This is a genomic window from Streptomyces sp. NBC_01463, assembly GCA_036227345.1.
GTDB lineage: Bacteria > Actinomycetota > Actinomycetes > Streptomycetales > Streptomycetaceae > Streptomyces.
The window spans coordinates 8,074,824-8,096,197 of sequence record CP109468.1 but is presented as its reverse complement, the minus strand read 5'-3'; the positions used below and the strand labels follow the sequence as shown (position 1 = coordinate 8,096,197).

General features: G+C 73.2%; 20 protein-coding genes. 14 read left to right on the top strand and 6 right to left on the bottom strand.

The features are described from left to right. Window positions 1-9: 9 nt before the first annotated feature. A complete protein-coding gene (locus tag OG521_35525; protein ID WUW25789.1) occupies window positions 10-1,359 on the bottom strand; it encodes a TerD domain-containing protein in 1,350 nt (449 codons plus the stop codon). Window positions 1,360-1,615: 256 nt separating this feature from the next. Between OG521_35525 and OG521_35520 the strand changes: the two genes are divergently transcribed. The 4 genes from OG521_35520 (at window position 1,616) to OG521_35505 (ending at window position 5,868) form a co-directional block, all read left to right on the top strand. After that, window positions 1,616-2,095, top strand: coding sequence for a hypothetical protein (locus OG521_35520; GenBank protein WUW25788.1), 480 nt, complete (start codon window positions 1,616-1,618; stop codon window positions 2,093-2,095). Window positions 2,096-2,158: 63 nt separating this feature from the next. Beyond that, on the top strand, window positions 2,159-2,485 hold the full coding sequence (locus OG521_35515) for an MOSC domain-containing protein (protein ID WUW25787.1): 327 nt from the start codon (window positions 2,159-2,161) through the stop codon (window positions 2,483-2,485). 190 nt (window positions 2,486-2,675) lie between these two features. Further along, the gene (locus OG521_35510) at window positions 2,676-3,281 is read left to right on the top strand and encodes a hypothetical protein (GenBank protein WUW25786.1); all 606 of its coding nucleotides are present in this window, start codon (window positions 2,676-2,678) and stop codon (window positions 3,279-3,281) included. 151 nt (window positions 3,282-3,432) lie between these two features. Further along, on the top strand, window positions 3,433-5,868 hold the full coding sequence (locus OG521_35505; GenBank protein ID WUW25785.1) for a right-handed parallel beta-helix repeat-containing protein: 2,436 nt from the start codon (window positions 3,433-3,435) through the stop codon (window positions 5,866-5,868). Here OG521_35505 and OG521_35500 read toward each other — a convergent pair. Beyond that, a complete protein-coding gene (locus OG521_35500; protein ID WUW26908.1) occupies window positions 5,828-8,110 on the bottom strand; it encodes a hypothetical protein in 2,283 nt (760 codons plus the stop codon). The genes OG521_35505 and OG521_35500 overlap by 41 nt on opposite strands. Before the next feature lie 281 nt (window positions 8,111-8,391). Here OG521_35500 and OG521_35495 point away from each other — a divergent pair, with 281 nt between their 5' ends. The 4 genes from OG521_35495 (at window position 8,392) to OG521_35480 (ending at window position 12,477) form a co-directional block, all read left to right on the top strand. Continuing rightward, window positions 8,392-9,234, top strand: a complete 843-nt coding sequence (locus OG521_35495) for a DeoR/GlpR family DNA-binding transcription regulator (GenBank protein WUW25784.1) — start codon at window positions 8,392-8,394, stop codon at window positions 9,232-9,234. Window positions 9,235-9,298: 64 nt separating this feature from the next. Continuing rightward, entirely contained in the window at window positions 9,299-9,751 is a 453-nt protein-coding gene (locus tag OG521_35490) for an SRPBCC family protein (GenBank protein WUW25783.1), read from the top strand. Between the two features lie 120 nt (window positions 9,752-9,871). After that, entirely contained in the window at window positions 9,872-11,881 is a 2,010-nt protein-coding gene (locus OG521_35485; protein ID WUW25782.1) for a hypothetical protein, read from the top strand. A 116-nt stretch (window positions 11,882-11,997) separates the two neighbouring features. Beyond that, window positions 11,998-12,477, top strand: coding sequence for an SRPBCC family protein (locus OG521_35480; GenBank protein WUW25781.1), 480 nt, complete (start codon window positions 11,998-12,000; stop codon window positions 12,475-12,477). 8 nt (window positions 12,478-12,485) lie between these two features. Here OG521_35480 and OG521_35475 read toward each other — a convergent pair whose 3' ends face one another. Next, the gene (locus OG521_35475; GenBank protein WUW25780.1) at window positions 12,486-13,646 is read right to left on the bottom strand and encodes a PLP-dependent cysteine synthase family protein; all 1,161 of its coding nucleotides are present in this window, start codon (window positions 13,644-13,646) and stop codon (window positions 12,486-12,488) included. Between the two features lie 219 nt (window positions 13,647-13,865). Between OG521_35475 and OG521_35470 the strand changes: the two genes are divergently transcribed. Then, a complete protein-coding gene (locus OG521_35470; protein ID WUW25779.1) occupies window positions 13,866-14,219 on the top strand; it encodes a hypothetical protein in 354 nt (117 codons plus the stop codon). A gap of 186 nt (window positions 14,220-14,405) precedes the next feature. Continuing rightward, window positions 14,406-14,927: an ATP-binding protein gene (locus OG521_35465; GenBank protein WUW25778.1), complete on the top strand. Its 522-nt coding sequence runs from the start codon at window positions 14,406-14,408 to the stop codon at window positions 14,925-14,927. 68 nt (window positions 14,928-14,995) lie between these two features. On the opposite strand, the gene OG521_35460 is transcribed toward OG521_35465, so the two are convergent. The 3 genes from OG521_35460 to OG521_35450 are packed head-to-tail and all read right to left on the bottom strand — an operon-like array spanning window position 14,996 to window position 18,623. Next, window positions 14,996-17,566, bottom strand: a complete 2,571-nt coding sequence (locus tag OG521_35460; GenBank protein ID WUW25777.1) for an ABC transporter permease — start codon at window positions 17,564-17,566, stop codon at window positions 14,996-14,998. Then, window positions 17,563-18,339, bottom strand: a complete 777-nt coding sequence (locus OG521_35455; GenBank protein WUW25776.1) for an ABC transporter ATP-binding protein — start codon at window positions 18,337-18,339, stop codon at window positions 17,563-17,565. The genes OG521_35460 and OG521_35455 overlap by 4 nt, the downstream gene beginning before the upstream one ends. Further along, window positions 18,336-18,623, bottom strand: coding sequence for an SHOCT domain-containing protein (locus tag OG521_35450; protein ID WUW25775.1), 288 nt, complete (start codon window positions 18,621-18,623; stop codon window positions 18,336-18,338). Before OG521_35450 ends, OG521_35455 begins: the two co-directional genes overlap by 4 nt. A 203-nt stretch (window positions 18,624-18,826) precedes the next feature. On the opposite strand from OG521_35450, the gene OG521_35445 reads away from it, so the two are divergent. The 4 genes from OG521_35445 to OG521_35430 are packed head-to-tail and all read left to right on the top strand — an operon-like array spanning window position 18,827 to window position 21,342. After that, on the top strand, window positions 18,827-19,396 hold the full coding sequence (locus OG521_35445) for a TetR/AcrR family transcriptional regulator (protein ID WUW25774.1): 570 nt from the start codon (window positions 18,827-18,829) through the stop codon (window positions 19,394-19,396). A gap of 41 nt (window positions 19,397-19,437) precedes the next feature. Beyond that, window positions 19,438-19,836 (top strand): cupin domain-containing protein, encoded by a 399-nt coding sequence (locus OG521_35440; GenBank protein WUW25773.1) that lies wholly within the window; start codon window positions 19,438-19,440, stop codon window positions 19,834-19,836. Between the two features lie 10 nt (window positions 19,837-19,846). Further along, window positions 19,847-20,428 carry a DUF4865 family protein gene (locus OG521_35435; GenBank protein WUW25772.1) on the top strand — a complete coding sequence of 194 codons (582 nt, stop codon included), beginning with the start codon at window positions 19,847-19,849 and terminating at the stop codon, window positions 20,426-20,428. Next, window positions 20,422-21,342: a phosphotriesterase gene (locus tag OG521_35430; protein ID WUW25771.1), complete on the top strand. Its 921-nt coding sequence runs from the start codon at window positions 20,422-20,424 to the stop codon at window positions 21,340-21,342. Before OG521_35435 ends, OG521_35430 begins: the two co-directional genes overlap by 7 nt. Window positions 21,343-21,374: the final 32 nt, after the last annotated feature.

The window sequence follows — 21,374 nt, the reverse complement described above, 5'->3', positions numbered from 1 at the left end:
CTCGGCCCGCTACTTGCGGCCGGGCGTCCAGTTCATGCCCCAGCCGTAGGCCTGGTCGATGGTGCGCTGCGGGCTCACTCCGCGCTGCGGTACGAGATAGCGGGCCTCGCGCTGCACGGTGAGGTCGTTCCCGTTGGTGGTGATGAGGGCGAGCGCGCAGACCGTCGAGGGGACGGTGCATTCGTCGAGCGAGAAGTCGATCGCCGCGCCGTGCTGTGGCTGGAGGGTGACGGTGGCGTGCAGATCGGCGAAACTCCGGGCGCCCTCGTAGATGGTGACGAAGATCAGGACGCGGCGGATCCTGGCCTTCTGGTCGAGGTTGATCGTCAGGTTCTCGCCGGAGGCGACGGCGCCCGTGCGGTCGTCGCCGTCGAGCTGGATATAGGGCGGCTGGTGAAGAGCGCCGAAGGCGTTTCCGAGTGCCTGCACCACGCCCTTGCGGCCGTCGGTGAGTTCGTACAGCGCGCAGAGATCAAGATCGAGATCCGCGTGGTGCGCGACGGCCCGGCCGAGTTTGCTGCCCCACCCCTTGAACTGCTTGCGCACTTCCCAGTTGAGATTGACACGCATGGCGCCCGAGGTGCCGCCCTGTTTCGCGAGCGAGACGGACGGGGCCTCCTTCGTCAGCGTCACCTTGGTGAGGCGGACCGGCTGGGGTGCGGGCGGCGCCGGGGGTGCGGGAGGGGCCGGCGGTGCCATCGGGGCGGCGAGCGTCGGCTGGGGATACTGAGGAGGCGGGGTGGCGGCCACCCGCGTTGCAGGGTGGGGCGGTTGGGGCTGCGGAGGTGCTTGGGGCTGGGGGGCCTGCTGCGGCTGCTGCGGTTCGTCGACGGAGATCCCGAAGTCCGTGGCGAGGCCTTCGAGTCCGGTGCCGTAGCCCTGGCCGACCGCCCGGAACTTCCAGGCGCCCTGGCGCCGGTAGAGCTCCCCGAGGATGAACGCCGTCTCGACGGTGGCGTCGGTGCTGTCGAAGCGGGCCAGCTCCGCCCCCGTCGCCGCGTCCGCGACCCGTACGTAGAGCCCGGTCACCCGGCCGAACGAACCGCCGTCCGAGGAGGCCGCGAGGACCACCCGGTCGATGGCGGGTTCCACCCGGGCCAGGTCGACGGCGAGCGTGTCGGTGGCCGCGCCCCCGGCGGTCCGCTTGCCCTCGTGGCGCACCGCTCCGGAGGCGTGGGCCGGCTGGTTGTAAAAGACGAAGTCGGCGTCGCTGCGGACCTTTCCCGAGCCGAGGAGAAGGAGCGCCGAGGCGTCCACGTCCGGTGTCCCGGGGGCGGTGTGCCACCCCAATTCGACGCGCACGGCCTGAGCCGTCACCGGAACATTGGTTCCTTTAAGCATGGTCATGCTCGCCCCCATCGCGAGTCCTGCTGCCGAGACTTATCCCGGTCAACCTAATGCCCCTCGCGCCACGAGGCCCACAGTGGTGCCGGGACGGGTCCGCGGACCCGTGGGTAACCCCTCGTGATCTCGCCTTTTACACGATCACTACGCTTCCGGGCGCCCTTTTTTCCCAAGTTCGCTCGCATTGGGGATCGCCGTTCACTCACAACACGTAAAACAACCCTCTTATCGGGCTCCCCAATCAGCACATCGTGGGCTTAACTTAGGTGCCATGACCTCCCCCCGCTCCACCTACGGCGGCGGCTACTACGCCGCACCGTCGTTCCCCGACACTCCGATCTACGACTCCCTGGTCGCGGAGCGGGGCACGCCTCAGATCGCACCGATCCGAGTGCCTGCCGCCTATGACACCGGCAACAGCTATCTGCCGGCGCTCCCGTCGGCCCTGCCGGCCCTCCCCGCGGCGCCGTCCCAGCCCGGGCCGTCCTACGGCTACCAGCAGCCGATGGCGCAGCAGGGCTACGCGCCGATGCAGCCGGCGCAGCTGCAGCACGCCCCGGCGCCGTACATCCCGCAGCAGCCGACCGCGGCCCGCGGCGGGTACCAGTCGCCCCCGCAGCAGCATCAGCAGCAGCGGCCCGCGCCGGGCACCGGCTACGAGTCGATGCGTCCCGCGTCGCCGCGCCCCGCCCCCGCGCAGTCCCCGTACGAGGACCCGTACAACCGTCCGTACCAGGGCCGGGGCTACTAGGGAGCACCGCGCCCGCGGCGCGGCCGGCCCGCGGGCCGCCGGGTGGTGGCAGGCCATGGGTGCATGCTCTCCGCCGAACTGCGTGCGGTCCACATCCATCCGGTCGGGTCGCCGGCCGCACAGGCCGTCGGTGAGGCCGTCGTCGAGCCATGGGGACTCGACGGCGACCGCCGCTGGATGCCGGCCGGCACTGCGGGCAAGGTCGTCACGCGACGTCAGCAGCCCCGTACGGCGCTGATCTCCGCCCCCCCCCTCGCCGGGTGGCGGCATCACGCCGGCCGCGCCGGGGAGCGCGGCACTGACCGTGGAGGTCCCGGAGCCACGGGGGACGGTCAACGCGCTGCCGCACCGCGGGCCGGGAGCTGCGCTTCGGCCGGAGTCCGCATCTGATCCCTGGCACGGCGGGCGTCATCCGGGCCGGGGACCCGGTCAGTATCCTCGGCCGAAAAACCTCCCCGAGAGCGGGAACTCTCGGGGAGGCGTGGTGCGTTGGCCGGGTGAGGTTGCTCTCTCTTCGTCTCTTCAGCGCGCGGACCGCGCCGTATCGGGTTAAGACGGATACGGAAGGGGGTGCAGGACTGTGCGAGCGCTCACGGGAGTCTGGCGTTGGCGGCACAACCCCCTGCGCCGCGCCACGGACAGGCGCGAGGCGTGGGTGGCTCTGGTCGCGTTTCTTCTGCTGGTGCTGGCCGCACCGGCCCTCGGCTGGTACTGCGGAGCGCGTACCGACGACACACTGCAGCAGTCCGTGCGCGCCCAGCACGCGGGCCGGCAGCTCACCACCGCCGTCGTGGTCCGCCAGGTCTCGCCCCGGCACTACGTGTCCGACCCCGAGGTCGCCACGGACCGGATGGCGCAGACCCCGGTGGTGGCCCGCTGGCACGCCCCGGACGGCACGGCGCGCAGCGCCACGGTGACGACCACCTCGCACGACACAGCGGTCGGCGCGCGGGTGCGGATCTGGACCGACCGGTCGGGCAATCCCGCGCTGCGCCCGATGGACGCGCCGACGGCGCACACGCACGCCGCGCTGGCAGGTTTCGGTGCGGCCCTGCTGGCCGTGGTCCTGATCGAGGGCGGTCGCCGTCTGGTCGTATGGCGCATGGTGCAACGGCGGTACGAACGGCTCGACCGGGCCTGGGCCAAGGCCGGTCCGGACTGGGGCAGGACGGGCACGGGCAGCTGACGACCTGCTCATCGGGTCAACTCCCGCCCTCCGCGCGCGCTACGGTGGACCGGCCAGCCCGTCACTCCTTCGAGGGGATCCCGGGTGGTCGCTGCCGCGAGGCCGGTGACACGGGCATCACACACGCACGAGGTGGGGGCACAACAGCGCCATGGCACAGGGCACGGTCCAGGTGACGCACACCGGCACATCGCGGTGGCGGCGCCGCACAGGCGAGTACGCCTCCCTCACCGCGGCTCTGGAAGCGGCGGCGGACGGTGATGTCCTCACCGTCGCACCGGGCACCTATCGGGAGAACCTGGTCATCGCCCGCGCGGTGACCCTGCGCGGGCCCGAGGGCACCGTCGGCTCCGTACGGATCGCGCCCGTGGACGGCGTGCCGCTGACCCTGCGCGCCTCCGCCGTCGTCCAGGACCTGCATGTGGAGGGTCAGGACTCCGCCGCGCCGGCGCTGCTGGTCGAGGAGGGCGCACCGGACCTCTCGGACCTGCGGATCGTGACGCGCTCGGCCGCCGGCATCGAGGTGCGCGGCGCGGCCCGGCCTACCGTGCGCCGCTGCACCGTCGACAACCCGGCCGGGGTCGGCATCGCCGTACTCGACGGTGCGGGCGGGGTGTTCGAGGAGTGCGAGGTCGTCTCGGCCGGCCAGTCCGGAGTGTCGGTGCGCGACGGAGCGCACCCCCGGCTGGAGCGCTGCCGCATCCACCACTCCTCGGGCGCGGGACTCTCCGTGACGGGTGAGGGCAGCGGTCTGGAGGCCGTCGGCTGCGAGGTGTACGAGATCAAGGGCAGCGGGATACAGGTGTCCGCCCGGGCCTCGGCCCATCTCACCGACTGCACGGTGCACCGCACCTCCGCGGACGGGGTCACCCTCGACACCGACGCGGTGCTCACGCTGGCCGACTGCGACATCCACGACATCCCCGAGAACGCGGTGGACCTGCGCTCGCGCTCGGTCCTCACCCTGACCCGTTCGACGGTGCGGCGGTTCGGCCGCAACGGGCTCTCGGTCTGGGACCCGGGCACCCGGGTCGACGCGAACCAGTGCGAGATCCACGACAGTACGGGCGACTACCCGGCGGTCTGGGTCAGCGACGGTGCCACCGTGATACTGGATTCCTGCCGGGTCCACGACGTGCCGGACGCCCTCTTCGTGCTCGACCGGGGCTCACGCGCCGACGTCGTCGACAGCGATCTGTCCCAGGTCCGCAACACCGCGGTGTCGGTCAGCGACGGGGCGACGGCCCAGCTCGACGACTGCCGGATCCGGGAGGCGTCCACCGGCGCCTGGTTCCGCGACCACGGCAGTGGCGGCACGCTGAACAACTGCACGATCGACGCGGCACAGACCGGCGTGATCGTCACCAAGGGCGCGGATCCCACCATCGAGCGCTGCACCGTCATCTCCCCCGCCGAGGCCGGTTTCTACGTGTCGGCCGAGGGGCGCGGCACCTTCCACAGCTGCCGGGTGACCGGGAGCGAGGGCTACGGCTTCCATGTGATGGACGGCTGCCGTACGACGCTGACGCGCTGCCGTACCGAACGGTGTGCCCGTGGCGGGTACGAGTTCGCGGAGGGCGGGGCCCACGGGGACGGTTCGGGGACGGGGCCCGTGGTGGAGGACTGCACGAGCGACGAGAGCGGTCTGCGGACCGCCACTCCCCCGCCGCCCGCCGTGCTGACGGCCACGCAGTCGGCCCCCGGGCTGCTGGGCGCGGTGCCCGCACCGCGAGCGGTGGAGCCCGTCGCGGTGACGGAGGAGCCGGCCGAGCCGGCGCGCACCTCCGGCGCGGTGCTGGGTGAACTGGACGCGCTGGTCGGCCTCGACAGCGTGAAGCGCGAGGTGCGCGCCCTCACGGACATGATCGAGGTGGGGCGGCGGCGTCAGCAGGCGGGGCTGAAGGCCGCGTCGGTCCGCCGGCATCTGGTCTTCACCGGCTCCCCCGGCACCGGCAAGACCACGGTCGCCCGCCTGTACGGCGAGATCCTGGCCTCCCTCGGGGTGCTGGACCGGGGCCATCTCGTCGAGGTGTCCCGGGTCGACCTGGTCGGGGAGCACATCGGCTCGACGGCCATCCGCACCCAGGAGGCCTTCGACCGGGCGCGCGGCGGGGTGCTGTTCGTCGACGAGGCGTACGCCCTGTCCCCCGAGGACTCCGGCCGGGACTTCGGCCGGGAGGCCATCGACACGCTGGTGAAGCTGATGGAGGACCACCGGGAGGCGGTCGTCGTCATCGTCGCCGGGTACACCCACGAGATGGAGCGCTTCCTCACCGTCAACCCCGGCGTGGCGTCCCGGTTCTCACGGACCATCACCTTCAGCGACTACGACCCGGAGGAGCTGCTGAGGATCGTCGAGCAGCAGACCGAGGAGCAGGAGTACAGCCTGGCGTCCGGCACCGGGGACGCGCTGCTGAAGTACTTCACGGAGCTGCCCAAGGGGCCGGCCTTCGGCAACGGCCGTACCGCCCGCCAGACCTTCGAGTCGATGGTCGAGCGGCATGCCGGCCGGGTCGCCCAGCTCGCCGAGACGAGCACGGACGACCTCACTCTGCTGTATCCGGAAGACCTTCCGGAACTTCCCTGACGCCTCGGCCGGACCCGTCCGCCTGCTGGGGCAGGACGGGAGCCAGCCGTTCCAGGAGTGCGGCCCGCTCCTGGGCGAAGACGGGGTCGGCCTGGTAGTCGGAGTGTCCCAGCACCGGCTCGGGCAGCGGGTGTTCGGGAGTGCGTCCGTAGACCAGCGGGTCCTTCAGCGGGCCCCGGTCCACCTCGGGTCCGGACTCCTCGCCGAGCCGCACCGCGCCGCCGATCGGATCGGTGGCCCGCCACAGATTGCGCCAGCAGTGCACCGACCGGTGCAGCCCGTGCAGCTGGGCGGGGCCGAAGTAGGCCGGGAACCAGCGCCCGTAGAGCCGCTCGATGGGCGATCCGTAGGTGAGCAGGGCGACCCGGCCACGGGTCTCGGCGGGCAGCTGCCAGACCGCCGACGCGGCAAGCACGCTGCCCTGGGAGTGGCCGGAGATGACGAGCCTGCCGCGGGTGCGCGCGGTCCATCCGGACATCCGCGAGGCCAGGTCGGGCACGGCCCGCTCGGCGTAGCAGGGCGGTGCGAAGGGGTGCGCGGCGCGCGGCCAGAACGTACCGACGTCCCAGAGGATGCCGATGGTGCGCCGGGCCGAGGCGTCGCGGTAGGCGCGCCGCCCGCAGGCGACGAACAGCAGGAAGCCGAAGCCGATCAGCCAGGAGCCGGTGGACTGCGCGGCCTCGGCCACCGATTCGACGAAGGGGCTGCTGCCGTCCATGGCGAGCCCGGGGACCTGGCCGCTCGCCCACGCCCCGCCGACCGCCCCCGCGCCGAGCAGCAGCGTGGCACCGGAGACCAGGCCGAGCATGCCGGGTGCGGAGTCGGTCAGCGCGGCCGCGGCCCGGATCCTGGCGATCTGCCGGGTCCGCACGTCGTCGGGCCGCGCCTGTCCGTACTCCGAGTCGATCAGCGGTTCCAGCCGGCGGGCCGCACGGTAGGTCCGTACGCCCAGCACGAGGCCGGGGACCAGGAGCAGCACCAGCAGGACGGGGATGACGGAGGCCTGCCAGCTGAGGAGCACCGGCGGTCCCTCTATGACGGCGCTGCGGCCCATGCCGGGGCTGCCGGGACCGTCGAGCCAGTCGGCGACGCGCTGGGCCACGCCGCCGGTCATGACGCCGCCGAGCGCGCAGGCGAGCATCGCGACGGCGGGGCCACCGAGTCCGCGCATCACGGTGCGCGGCTCGGGGCTGCGCCGGTAGAGGCTCAGCGACACGACGGCGAGGACGACGACGAGGGCGCCCTGGGCGAGCGTGACGACGCGGAAGGTCATGTCACCGGGGAGGGTTCCGGCGGAGGTCCAGCCGGGCCGGGACCAGCCGGCGTGCAGTGAGGCGAGGACGAGCAGGGCGAGGGCGGTGACGGGCAGGTAGGTGACGACGGCGCGGTCGAGGCGGTTGTCGAGGCGCCGTTCGCTGCGGCCGCGCCGGCACACCACCCACAGGACGACGAGCATCCCCATCACGAGGGCCACCTCGATCAGCCGCCCGAACACCTCGGGCACCGGCCCGGCGACGGCACGGTCCCGGCGGGCGGTGGCGCCCGTGACGGATGCGGTGACGGTCAGGAACCCGGCGGCGGTGTGCGCGGCGCGCAGGCGCGCGACGAGCCGTCGTCCGTACCAGAATCCGGGCCGTCCGAGCGCGGGCCGCACCACGGGGGCGGTGGCCGGCGGTGCACCCTCCTCGGGGCCGGAGCCGCTGAGCGGGCGCGCCGACTCGTAGGTGCTCCAGGTCCGGTTGGAGAGGTACCAGAGGAGTCCCACCAGGGCGGTCGGCACCAGCGCGGCCAGTGCGAGCCTGCGCCCGGGCTGGGACCACCAGCCGCCCTGTGCGGAGGACAGGAAGCCCAGCCACGACCGCTGGTCGGAACAGTCCGGTACGCCCGCGCACTGCCAGGCGGTCAGATCGAGCGCGACCTCGCAGGCGGCGGCGGTCAGCAGCACGGTGAGGCTCAGGGCGAGGAGCCTGACGATCGCGCCGTACAGCCGGACCGTCCGGGGGCGGCGGGTGGCGGCCGGACGCATCCAGTGGGCGAGGTTGATCACCATGAACGGGAGCAGCAGGAGCCACAGCGCGCGGGAGCCGTTGCCGGAGGTGAGGTTGGACCAGCAGTACGCCTCGGCGATGGGCCGGTCCCGGTACCGCTCGGGGTGTGCCTCCGCGTCGATGTCGCCGGGGCGGCGGTATATGGCGGCAGTGGCGTCCCCGGTGACGCGGACCGTGCGCGGGTCGGTGAGCATCTCCTGGGGAGTGGCTCCGCCCACGCCGTGGACCAGCAGTTCCAGTGCGGGTCCTTCGCTCTGCGGGGCCTGGGTGGCAGGTGGCACGGGGGTGACTCGCTCTCGGAGGTGGAAGCCCTGGGACGACGCGGCTGACGCCCGGTCACCAGAGTGGTGGATGCGTCCGGGCGTCCGCACCGCTCTCACCGAATCTCCCCAGTGCGGCGGTGTGCGACACCGCGTGGCAGGATGAGCCGTCGACATGGACCGCCGCACGGCCAGAGGGAAGGACCGGACCCGCGTTGAGCGAGAATCAGAATCTGCTCGCGGAGCAGCGGCGTGCGCTGATCCTCGACGAGGTGCGCAGGCGCGGCGGGGTCCGGGTCAACGAGCTGACCCGGAAGCTGAACGTCTCCGACATGACGGTGCGCCGTGACCTGGACGCGCTGGCCCGCCAGGGCGTCATCGAGAAGGTGCACGGCGGCGCCGTGCCGGTGGTCGAGGCGAGTACCCACGAGCCCGGTTTCGAGGCGAAGTCGGCGCTGGAGCTGACCGCCAAGGAGGACATCGCCCGGGCGGCCTCGGCGATGGCCGTGCCCGGCAGCGCCATCGCGCTCTCCGGCGGCACCACCACCTACGCCCTGGCCCAGCAGCTGCTGGACGTACCGGACTTGACGGTGGTGACCAATTCGGTGCGGGTCGCCGACGTGTTCCATGCCGCGCAGCGTCCCGGTTCGCCGGGCGCGCGGCCCGGCGCCGCGACCGTGGTGCTCACCGGCGGGGTGCGGACCCCGTCCGACTCGCTGGTGGGCCCGGTCGCCGACCGGGCGATCGCCTCGCTCCACTTCGATGTGCTCTTCCTCGGGGTGCACGGGATCTCGGTGGAGGGCGGGCTGTCCACGCCGAATCTCGCGGAGGCCGAGACCAACCGCCGTTTCGTCCAGTCGGCACGGCGGGTGGTGGTCGTCGCCGACCACACCAAGTGGGGCACGGTGGGCCTGAGTTCGTTCGCCGCGCTGGACCAGGTGCACACGTTCGTCACCGACGCGGGTCTGTCGGAGGGCGCCCGCGAGGAGATCGAGGAGCATCTGCCGGGCCTCGTCGTGGCGGGCCGGACCGCGAGCGGTGAGCCCGCACAGGACTGAGCGGCCGCCCCGGCCCGGGTTCCACTCCGCTCGCGCCGTGGCCATGACGTCCTAGGATCGAGCTGTGGCCGTCTTCCGGATCGAACGCTTCACCCCTCTGCCCGCCGCCGAGTCCTGGCGCCGGGTGACGGACTGGGAACGGCACGCCGCACAGGTCCCGCTGACGACGATCACGGTGCCGACCGGCCTGCCGACCCGGGTCGGGACGGTGTTCGTGGCGCGTACCGGGATCGGCCCGCTGGCGTTCGACGATCCGATGGAAGTGGTGCGCTGGTCGCCTCCGGCGGGCAGCCGGGCGGGGATGTGCCGGCTGGAGAAGCGCGGCGGGGTGGTGCGGGGCCGTGCCTCGATCGACGTGTATCCCACCCATGCCGGCTCCCATGTGGTGTGGGTGGAGGAGCTCGCTGTGCGGCTGCTGCCCCGGTGGGGCGATCCACTGATCGCCGGCGCGGGACGGCGGGTGTTCGGCCGGGTGCTCGACTCCATGCTCGACCGGCCCGCGCAGCCGTACGCCTGACGGCGGTGCCGTCCCGGCACGGTCCGCCGCAGGCGTCATGAGCAGGTGATGTGACCGTCACACGATCGAGTCGTTTTACGGTGTGACGGTTTTCGCCTACGGCTCAGAAGGCACCGAATCATGCCGATCCACCCTCCGCGGCAGCGGTCCACCGGCAGCAGCGAGCGCCCCGGCGTGCAGCAGGCCGAGTCCGCGCTCATGGAGCACTACCCCCGTCTCGTCCGGCTCGCCTATCTGGTGCTGCCGCCGTCCCTCGGCCGGCACCGCCGGGTGCTCGCCGCGCACGCGGCGGTGCAGCGCGCGCTGCCCGGCGTGCGTGCGGCGCCCGAGGCCCCGGCCCTGTCGCGGGTCCCGGCCCAGACCCGTGGTGCCGCGCACCGGCCTGCCCCGGACGGCTCCGGCTCGGCGTACGCCTGGATGCGGCTGCGGGTGCTGCGCGCCGCGCTCGGGCACGAGCGCCGGCCGCGCTGGTGGCCGGACCGGCTCCCGGCGCCCGCGGCGCTGCGGCCCTCGCTCCCGTCCGTCTGGGGCCTGCGGCTCTTCCCGCGGGCCGGCGGCGCGGCGGAACTGGCCCTGGACCAGGCGCTGTCGGCGGTCCCCGGGGCGGTGCGGGCCGCGTTCGCGCTGCGGCTGCTGGAGGAGCTGGACGCCCGGGACACGCAGGCCCTGCTCGCCCGGGCGGGCGCGCCGGACGCTGCGGACGCGGTACGGGCCGCCGCTCGGCTGGGTGACGCCGACCGGGCGGGCACCGAAGCGCTGCTGCGCTCGGAGGAGTTCGACCCGTGTGTGCTGCAGACGCGTCCGAGCGATCTGCTGCGGCGCAGGCACCGGATGCGGGCGGTGGCGGCCGCCGCGGCGCTCTGCGTGGTGGCCGGCGTCCTGGTCTCGGTGGCGGAGGACGGTGCGCCGGTCCCGGCACCCGCCGTCGGCGGCACGCGGAGCGTGCCGGCTCCCGCACTCGATCCGGCCACGCTGCTCAGCACCGCGGCCGAGGAGTGGGCGGACACCTCCCGCATCGACTTCACCGCCTGGCCGGCCCGCGGGAACCGGGCCGGGGACCGGGCCCTGCTGAGCCGGGCGCTGCGCGCCTGGGGACGTACCCCGCAGAGCGTCGCCGTCTCGGCCACGCCCGGGACGCTCGCGGTCCCGCCCGCGCAGCCACCGCAGTTGTTGTACGCGGGTGAGGTGGACGGCGCCGCCGTGGTGATGTTCCACGACCGCGGCGTGCGGGTGGTGCGTTACGCGGAGCCGCTGACCGGGACCGGGACGCCCGCACTGGACTTCGCGCGGACGGACGGCGCGGACGTGACGACGGGGGCCGCCCTGGTCGTCAGCCGCAGCGGGGGCCGGGCCCGCTTCCTGATGGCTCCGTGGATCTCGCGGACCACGACGCGCGACCTGCTGGCGCCGGACAGCCCGGCGCGCACGCTGGAGGTGAACGCGGACGGGGTCACGGCGGCCGTGCCGCGCCCGTCGCCGGGCGGCAGCTGCGACTCCTGGCCGGCGCTCCAGCTGCGCTCATCCGAACGCATCGTGGAGAACCACGCGTTCCTCCTCACCGACCTGGGCGACCTCGCCCCGGTCCATCTCACCTTCACCCCCGGTCCGGCCGCCGGCGCCGCGGCACGACAGCCCAGGGAGGCGACGAGCACACCCGCCCTGCTGGCCTGGGCCCGCACCGCCTGTTCGCTGACGGCGCTGCGGGGCACCGGTGTCCGCGCGGTCAACAACTGGAACTTCGCCGAACAGCGGCTGCCCGAGTCCGGCACGCCCGCCGAGTGGCTCTGCACCCGCGCCGACACCTGGCAGGGCCCCGGACGCGTGCTGGTGCAGTTCCTGGCCCCCAGCGCCTCGCCCACCGGGCGGGGGACGGTGGTGGCGGACGAGCGCGACACGGCCCGGTGCAGCCGGTTCGGCCAGCACGTCCTGGCGGGCACGCACTGGAGGGCGCCGTCCGGCCAGTGGTACGTACTGGCCGCGGGAAGCCGTGCGGTGAGCGGGATCGAGGCAACCGGGGCCGTGCGCGAGAAGGCGGCCGGCACGACGCTCGCGGTGCGGGCGCCGCGGGACGCGCCGGTGGAACTGACGGCCCGGCTGAAGGAGGGCGGCTCGCTCACCGCGGTGCGCTGACCCCGTCCGCGTACCGCGGGCCGATCCGGTTCCGTTGCACCTGGCGACTTCTGACGGTCTGCCGGTTATGGTGTGCGCGGCCCCGTCCCCCGCCGATCGCACGGGAGGTGCGTTCCATGGCACGCCGACTCCGCTCCGTGAGCCTCGACTTCGTCGACTCCGCTCCGGTGAGGCTGGTCTTCGCCGCCGAGGTGTCCGCACCGCCCGATGCCGTGTACCGGGCGCTGGCCGACGACGTCGAGGGCTGGCCCCGCTGGTTCACGCAGGTGACGGCGGCGCTGCCGCTCGACGGCGGGGCGGGTCGCGAGGTGCGGCTGCGGGGCGGGATCGCGTTCCGGGAGACGATCGTGGCGACCGATCCCGGTGAGCGGTACGCGTACCGGATCGACCAGTCCAACGCGCCGGGCCTGCAGGCCCTGTTGGAGGAGTGGCGGCTGACCCCGGCGGGCACCGGCACCCGGGTGCAGTGGACCTTCGCCGCCGACGGCTCGCCGCTGTTCCGGTTCACGCTGCGGCGGGCCCGGTCGGCGGTGGGCAGGTCGTTCCGGGACGCGGTGCGCAATCTGGACCGGCGCCTCTCGGCCGCCGCCGCCTGACGGGCCGGTCAGCTCGTCCGGGCCGCGCACTCCTCCTGGCCGGGCCAGTTGCCGGTGGCGAGGAAGCGTTCGATCGTCCGGCTGTACGGGTCGATGTCCAAGTTCTGGGCGGCCAGCCAGGCATCGGAGTAGTACTTGTCGAGGTAGCGGTCGCCCGGGTCGCAGATCAGGGTGACGATGCTGCCGGTGCGGCCCTGCCCGACCATCTCGGCGACCAGCTTGAAGGCGCTCCACAGGCCGGTCCCGGTGGAGCCGCCGGCCTTGCGGCCGATGGCCCGGTCCAGGGCACGCACGGCCGCGACGCTGGCCGCGTCCGGGACCTTCATCATCCGGTCGACGGCGCCCGGCACGAAGCTCGGCTCCATCCGCGGCCTGCCGATGCCCTCGATGCGGGAGCCGCGGTCGCTGGTGGCGTGCGGATCGTGGTTCGTCCAGCCGTCGAAGAAACAGGAGTTCTCCGGGTCGGGCACACAGATGCGGGTGTCGTGCTGCATGTAGTGCACGTACCGCGCGATGGTCGCCGAGGTGCCGCCCGTGCCCGCGGTGGCGACGATCCAGGCGGGCTCCGGGTAGCGCTCCAGCCTCAGCTGCTGGTAGATCGACTCCGCGATGTTGTTGTTGCCCCGCCAGTCCGTGGCCCGCTCGGCGTAGGTGAACTGGTCCATGTAGTGACCGCCGGTGTCCGCGGCGAGCGTGGCGGACTCCTCGTACAGCGTGCGCGAGTCGTCGACGAAGTGGCAGCGGCCGCCGTGGAATTCGATCAGCCGGCACTTCTCGGGGCTCGTGGTGCGGGGCATCACGGCGATGAACGGCACGCCGATCAGCTTGGCGAAGTACGCCTCCGAGACGGCGGTCGAACCGCTCGACGCCTCGATCACCGGCTTCCCGGGACGGATCCAGCCGTTGCAGAGCCCGTAGAGGAACAGCGAGCGCGCCAGCCGGTGCTTGAGGCTGCCGGTGGGGTGCGTCGACTCGTCCTTGAGGTAGAGGTCGATGCCCCAGCTCTCGGGGAGCGGGAACCTCAGCAGATGGGTGTCGGCGGAGCGGTTGGCGTCGGCCTGGACCTTGCGCACCGCCTCCTTGAGCCAGGCCCGGTAGGCCAGGTCGGTGCGATCGATGTCGACGGTCGCCACGATGTCGCCGTCGTGTCTGTGCTCACTCGTGTCCATCAGCGCGCTTCTCCTCGTACGACCGGTCTCGGCGAGCCCCACGATATGCCCCCTACCTGCACAAACGATGACTTTGATGCTCCATAGCGATGCCTTGGCCCCGTCGGCCGGGCGGTGGCGGGGCCGGTGCCGGGAAGGGGACCTGTGTCCTGGTCCGCTCTGGTGCACATGCCCCGGGATGTGCACACTTCTTCTCAGGGGTGCGACGGAGGGGGCGAAGTGGCCGTTTACGAGCCGGAGTTCAGCGAGGCGGGGTTCGACGAGAGCGGGTTCAGCGAGACGGGCGTGCGGATCGACCGGTGGGCGCGTTCGGTCACCCGGGCGGGGCAGGTCACCGTGAAGGACGGCCGGGTGGCGCTGCTGACCAGCTACGGCCGGGAGATCGACAGCGCGCCGGCCGGGACGGTGAGCGCGGGCAGACCGTGGTTCGCGGGCGCGGACAGGACGGTGGCGCGGGTCAACGGGAGGCGGTACCGGCTGACGATGCCGCGGCGCCGCGACAAGCCCGACAGTGCCGCTCCCGCGCGCCGGTTCCTGGAAGCGGTGCTCAGGGCGGGCGGCCGGCGGGGCTGACGGAGCGGCGCCGCGGGGACACCGCGAGTTGCGGTGCCGCGGCCGCTGGGCGACATTGGAGGCACGTCACTCATGGTTTACCGGCGGTGACACTGCGATCCAGGCCGCCGGGCCAGATCAGCAGCCAGCCATCTGCTGGATCCGTTCCTTCGTCTTCTTCCGGACCTATTTCGGGGAGTCGCAGCCGTGATCAGCGAGCCAAGCAGGCACTGCACGGTGGAGCTCCAGGCCCTGCCGTCGCGGATCGGTCAGGTCCGCAGAATCATCTCGGCGCAGTTGCGCTACTGGCATCTCGATCCCTTGATCGACCAGGCAGCGCTCGGCGTCACAGAACTGCTGACCAATGTCCACCGGCATGCACAGCCGGACAAATCATGCACCGTCGAGATCGAGTTGCTGCTCGAACGGCTGACGGTGTCCGTCCATGACCACGACCCACGGATGCCGACCGTGCGCGAGGCCAGCGACTCCAGTACGTCGGGGCGCGGACTCGCACTGATTGCCGCGGTCAGTGAGAGCTGGGGCGTCCGCCCCCGGGGCGGTGCGGGGAAGGTGGTCTGGTTCACCCTTCCGACGCCCTCCCTGTTCGCCACGCAGCCGCCGCACGTGCTGTACGGGGCGACGACCGACGGTCCGTTCGAACTGAGCGGCATCGTGGCGCCGGAGGGTGCGTCGCCCTCGGTGGCCCGGTCGGTGGTCGTCGGCTGACGCGGCAGGAGCGGGGCGCCCCCGGTGAGGGGCGCCCCGCTCCTGCACTGCCGTTCCGCCCGCGGCGGCTAGTCGGTGGCGATGGCGCGGAGCACGTCCAGTCGCGCCGCCCGCCGGGCCGGCCGCCATCCCGCCAGCGCGCCCGCGGTGATGCCGACCGCCGCGACCACGAGCAGCCGCATCGGCGGCAGGGCGAAGGCGAACGCGGTGTCGCCCGCCCCTTCGGAGGCCTTGACCAGCACCCAGCCGAGGAAGCCGCCCAGCAGGAGGCCGCCCGCCGTGCCGAACGCGGCGACCAGGACGGATTCCCAGCGGACCATGGCCCGCAGTTGCTTCCTGGTCTGCCCGACGGCCCGCAACAGGCCCAGCTCCCTGGTGCGTTCGTGAACGGCCAGGGTGAGGGTGTTCGCGATGCCGAGCAGGGCGATCAGTACGGCGAGTGCCAGCAGGGCGTAGACCAGGGTGAGCATCATGTCGATGCCGCCGGCCGAGGACTGCGCGTACTCGCCGCGGGTCTGCACGTCCGGGTTGCCGTACGCGGCGGCGGCCTTCTCGACCGCGGCCTTGCCGTCGGCCGTGGAGACCCCGTCCGCGAAGGAGACGGCGATCAGTGAGTCGGAGTCCTGGCCGCGGTGCGGGGCCCATGCCCGGCGGGTGATGACGTAGTCCCCGGCGAGCTCGGACTGTCCGTACACGGCCCGGACGGTGAAGATCCGCTCCTGGCCGTCGGTGAAGGTCAGCCGTGCGGTGGAGCCGGTGTGCAGCCCGCGCTTGCCTGCCTCGGTGTCGGAGACGGCGAGTCCGTCTCCGCCCAGCGTCTTCATCGACCCGTCGATCCGGCCGAGGTCGAAGACCCTGGCCAGTGCCGCCGGGTCGGTCACGGTGAGGGCGCGTCCGGTGCCGTCGACCTCCGCGACGCCCTTGCCGAGGCCGACCGCGGTGTCCACGTCCGGCAGCCGGTCGACGGCCGGGGCGAGGCCGGGACTGAGCCCGCTGCCGCCGGCCCCGAAGGCGGGGGCGCTGATGGCGACGTCACCGGCGAACGAACGGTCGACGGTCTGGTTCATGGTGGCCTTCAGCGAGGCGCCGAACACCGTGAAGAGCGAGACCACCGCGACACCGATCATCAGGGCGGTCGCGGTCGACGCGGTCCGCTTCGGGTTGCGCAGCGCGTTGCGCCGGGCCAGCCGGCCGGTGGTGCCGCGCAGCCGGCCGAGCGGGCCCCCGAGGATCCGTACGGCGTACGAGGAGGCCACCGGCCCGAGCACGACGAACGCGGCGAGGGCGAGGACCGCTCCGGCGGCCGACAGCCAGATGGACGGGTCGGCCAGGGCGCCGGTCAGGATCACCCCCACCGCGGCGGTCAGCAGCGCGAGCCCGGTGACGGCGCGGGGCCGGGAGGCGGCCGAGTCGTCGACGGCGGTCTCGCGGAGGGCGGCGAGCGGAGCGGTCCGTCCGGCGTGGACGGCGGGCACCAGGGCGGAGCCGGCGCAGACCACGACTCCGACGGCGAGCGGCAGCAGCATGGACACACCGCTGATGACGAGCGATCCGTCGGGGAACGGGAACCCGATGGCCGGGAAGAGCGCCTGGAGTCCGGCGGCGATCCCGATGCCGCCGGCCAGACCTGCCGCGGAGGCGATCACGCCGACGATCGCCGCCTCGGTCAGGGTCGAGCCGAGGATCTGCCGGCGCGAGGCGCCGAGCGCGCGCAGCAGGGCGTTCTCCCGGGTGCGCTGGGCGACGACGATGGCGAAGGTGTTGTGGATGGAGAAGGTCGCGACCAGCAGCACGATGCCGGAGAACACCAGCAGCAGGGTGGTGAACAGGCTCAGGAAGGCGCCGGAGATCATGTCCTGGTTCTCGGCGGCCGAGGCCTGTCCGGTGATGGCCTCGGTGTCCGGGGGCAGCACGGGCCGCAGGGCGTCGACGAGTTCCTGCTGACTGGTGCCGGGACCGGCCCTCACCTGGATGCTCGAGGCCTGGCCGGGCTTCGGTGTGAGGTGCTGCTCGGCGTCGGCGAGCGTCATTCCGGTGTAGGTCACCTGCGCCATGCCGTCCTCGCCGCCGAAGGTGGCCAGGCCGACGACGGTGACCCGGACCGGGTCGGGGGTGCGCAGGACGGTCGTGTCGCCGATCTTCAGTCCGCCCTTGTCGGCGGTGCCGCGGTTGATGACGACCTCGCCGGCTGCGGAGGGGGCGTGTCCCTCGGCGAGCCGGTAGGGGTTGAGCTCGGGGTCGTCGATCCAGTTCCCGGCGAGGGTGGGCGGTCCCTGGCCGCCGATGGGCTTGCCGTCGGCGCCGAGCAGCTGGCCGGCGCCCTGGATGTCGGGGGCGGCCGCGGCGACCTGGGGCAGCCGGTCGATGCGCCGCACGAGGCCGGTGCTCACGGGCTGCCTGGTGCCTTCGGACTCGCCGGAGACGGTGACGACGTTGGTGGAGCGGACGACGGCGTCGGTGCCGCTCGCCGCGTTGCCGAACATCGTGTCGAAACTCGCGCGCAGGGTGTCCCCCATGACGAGGGTTCCGGCGAGGAACGCGACGCCGAGCAGGACGGCGGTCAGGGTGCCGGCGAACCGGCGCCGGTGGGTGCGGAGGGAGGAGAGGCTGAGGCGCACGGTGGCGCCGGTGCTGGTCATGGCGTCCCCTGGGTGCTCGGGGCGGGGTCGAACGCCTTGAGGCGGTCGAGTACGCGTTCGGCGGTGGGGTCCGGCATCCGGTCGACGAGGCGTCCGTCGGCCAGGAAGACGACCTCGTCGGCGTGCGCGGCGGCGACCGGGTCATGGGTGACCATGACGACGGTGCGGCCGGTCTGCCGGACGGTGCGGCCGAGCAGCCGGAGCACTTCCTGTCCGGCGCGCGAGTCGAGGTTGCCGGTGGGTTCGTCGGCGAAGACGACGTCGGGGCCGCCCGCGAAGGCCCGGGCGACGGCGACGCGCTGCTGCTGGCCGCCGGACAGTTCGCTCGGCCGGTGGTGCAGGCGGTCGCGGAGTCCGACGGTGTCGATGAGCGCGTCCAGCCGGGCCCGGTCGGGCCGCTCCCCCGCGAGGTCCATGGGGAGCGTGATGTTCTCGGCGACGGTGAGGGTCGGCAGGAGGTTGAAGGCCTGGAAGACGAACCCGATGCGCCGGCGGCGCAGCAGGGTGAGCCTGCGGTCGTCGAGCGCCCCGAGTTCGGTGTCGCCGATGAACGCGGTGCCGGAGGTGAGGGTGTCGAGTCCGGCGGCGCAGTGCATCAGGGTGGACTTGCCGGAGCCCGAGGGCCCCATGATCGCGGTGAAGCGGCCGGCCGGGAAGTCGACGCTCACCCCGTCCAGGGCCCTGACCTCGGTGTCGCCCGAGCCGTAGACCTTCACGGCGTCGACGACCCGGGCGGCGGTCGTGGTGCCGGTGGCGGGAACGGTGGTGGTCATGCCGCACCGTCCTTGCCACGGATCCCGAACTGCTCGTCGAGGACGGAGAGGCGGCGCCAGTACTCGTCCTCGTCGATCTCACCGGCGGCGAAGCGCCGGCCGAGCAGGGTGATCGGTGAGGTCTCGGCGGGGCCGTTCGGCATCGCGCGGTTGTGCCAGGGGCCGCGGCCGCGCCAGACGGTGCGACGCAGGACGGTGACGACGGTGATGACGACGGCTGCCCAGACGAGCGGGAAGAGGAGGACCCACGGTCCGGGTCCGCCGTCGAAGGCCAGGGTGTTCATCTCGGTCAGCTCCTCGGTTCACGGTTCGGGACTCACGCTTTTCCTTCACCACCGAGCCTGTCTCCGGGGAGGGGGCCGCGTCGTCGTACGGCCAGCGGCAGTGGGCGTACCCCGTGGGGAGTAGACGGCGCTCCGGCTCCTGCTCCCGGGGGGCCGTGAGGCGCGTTCTGGATTCTGTACCTACTAGTATGTACAGTGGGTTCATGAGCACTCCGGACCGTCTGATCGAAGCCACTCGCGAGCTCCTGTGGGAGCGCGGTTACGTGGGCACCAGCCCCAAGGCCATCCAGCAGCACGCCGGCGCGGGCCAGGGCAGCATGTACCACCACTTCGCGGGCAAGCCCGATCTGGCACTGGCGGCCATCCGCCGCACGGCCGAGGAACTGCGCGGGACGGCGGGCGGCCTGCTGGACGCTCCCGGCACGGCGTACGAGCGGATCTCGGGATATCTGCTGCGCGAGCGCGATGTGCTGCGGGGCTGCCCGGTGGGGCGGCTGACGATGGATCCGGAGGTCATCGCGAGCGACGAACTGCGGGCGCCCGTCGACGAGACGATCGCCTGGCTCCGCGGCCGGCTCACGGAGATCGTCCAGGAGGGTCTGGACCGGGGCGAGTTCGCCCCTTCCCTGCCCCCCGGGGACATCGCCGCGACGATCGTCGCGACCGTGCAGGGCGGTTACGTGCTGGCCCGCGCATCGGGCTCGACGGACGCCTTCGACGCGGCCGCCCGCGGGCTGCTCGCCCTGCTCGCCCCGCGCCCCGACGCCGCCTGACCCCCTCGCGTACACCACCGACCCCGAGGAGCACCTCACCCATGCGCATCACCAGGAACCGCCCCGGCACGCAGTCCGGACCGGCCGCGCACTTCAACGGCTCGGTCTGGCTCGACGAGCTCGCCGCCCCCGGACCGCCTTCCCGGCTGCGGTTGTTCAGCGTGCACTTCGCACCGGGCGGGCACACCGGCTGGCACACCCACCCGCACGGCCAGGTCCTCCACGTCACCGAGGGCGAGGGCCTCGTGCAGCGAAGGGGCGGTCCGGTGGAGGCGATCCGGGCCGGCGACACGGTGTGGATCGAACCGGACGAGTGGCACTGGCACGGCGCGGCACCGCACACCTTCATGACGCATCTGGCCGTCGTCGAGGCGGCCGATGACGGCAGCACCATCCACTGGCACACCGACGCCGCCGTCCCCGAGTACCCGGCAGCCTGAGGAGCGCGCGATGCATGCCATGCAGTACGAGATCACTCTGCCTGCCGACTACGACATGGGCATCGTCCGCGACCGGGTGGCGACGAAGGGCCACCTCATGGACGCCTTCCCGGGGCTCGGCATCAAGGCGTACCTGGTCCGGGAGCGCGGACGGGACTCGCCGGTCAACCAGTACGCGCCGTTCTATCTGTGGACCGGGGCCGCGGGCATGAACTCCTTCCTCTGGGGTCCCGGATTCCAGGGCGTCGTGCGGGACTTCGGCCGCCCCGAGGTGCAGCACTGGACCGGCCTGTCCTACGCGGAGGGCCCGTCGTCGGGATCACTGCCCCGGTCGGCGACGCGCCTGCGCTCCCCCGTACCGCAGGCGGCCGCTCCGGCGGACGCGGTCGATGCCGCCCTGGAGGAGAGCCGGCGGCTGGCCGAGGAGCCCGGAGTGGTGGCCACCGCGCTGGCCGCCGACCCCCGGCACTGGGAACTGCTCCACTTCACGCTCTGGGACCACCCCGGGCCGCGGGAGCTCGGCGAGCGGTACGAGGTGCTCCACCTCAGCCGGCCGGAGCGGGACCGGCTCGGGGAGGGACGCCAGTGGTAGCCGCGGTCCGGACCGTCCTCGGGGACGTCCCCGCGGCCGAGCTGGGGGTCTGCGACGCCCATGACCACCTCTTCCTGCGCAGCCCCGTGCTGCCGGGCCAGGAGCTCGACGACCCCGTGGCAGCCGGCGAACGGCTGCGCGCCTTCCGCGGGTTCGGCGGCCGGTCCGTCGTCCAGTGGACGCCGTACGGAATGGGCCGCCGGGCAGACGCACTGGCGGAGCTGTCCCGCTCGACGGGCACGCACGTGGTGGCGGCGACGGGTCTGCACCAGGCGGTGCACTATCCGGCCGCACTGCTCGACCGGATCCGCGACGACCTCGCCTCGCTGTTCGTGTCCGAGCTGACCGCGGGCATCGGCGGCACGACGGTGCGGGCGGGCCTGATCAAGGTCGCCGGTGCCTTCCACACGCTCGACGCCCACGCCCGGCTCACCATGACGGCGGCCGCGGAGGCGCATCACCGCACGGGGGCGCCGATCGCCGTCCACCTGGAGCTGGGGACAGCCGCGCTCGACGTACTCGACCTGCTGTGCGGCACGTCGGGCGTCCCGCCGCACCGGGTGATCCTCGGCCACCTGGGCCGGTCGCCGGACGGCACGGAGCAGCTGGAGGCGGCCCGGGCGGGGGCGTTCCTCGCGTTCGACGGTCCGTCACGGGCCCACCATGCGACGGACTGGCGGCTGCCGGAGGAACTGGCGGCGCTGGCCGGGGCCGGGTTCGGCGGGCAGCTGCTGCTGGGCGGCGACACCACGATGCCGGAGACCCCGGGCATGCCGCACCTGTTGCGCCGCCTGCGCCCCCGGCTGACGGAGGTACTGGGAGCGGACGCCGTGGACAACATGCTGGTCGCCAACCCGGCGCGGGCGTTCGCGTTCGCGGCACCGGAAGGGGGCGGCCGAGGGGCGCCCCGGTGACGGAGCCCGGCCGTCCCGCCCCCGGGTGAGCA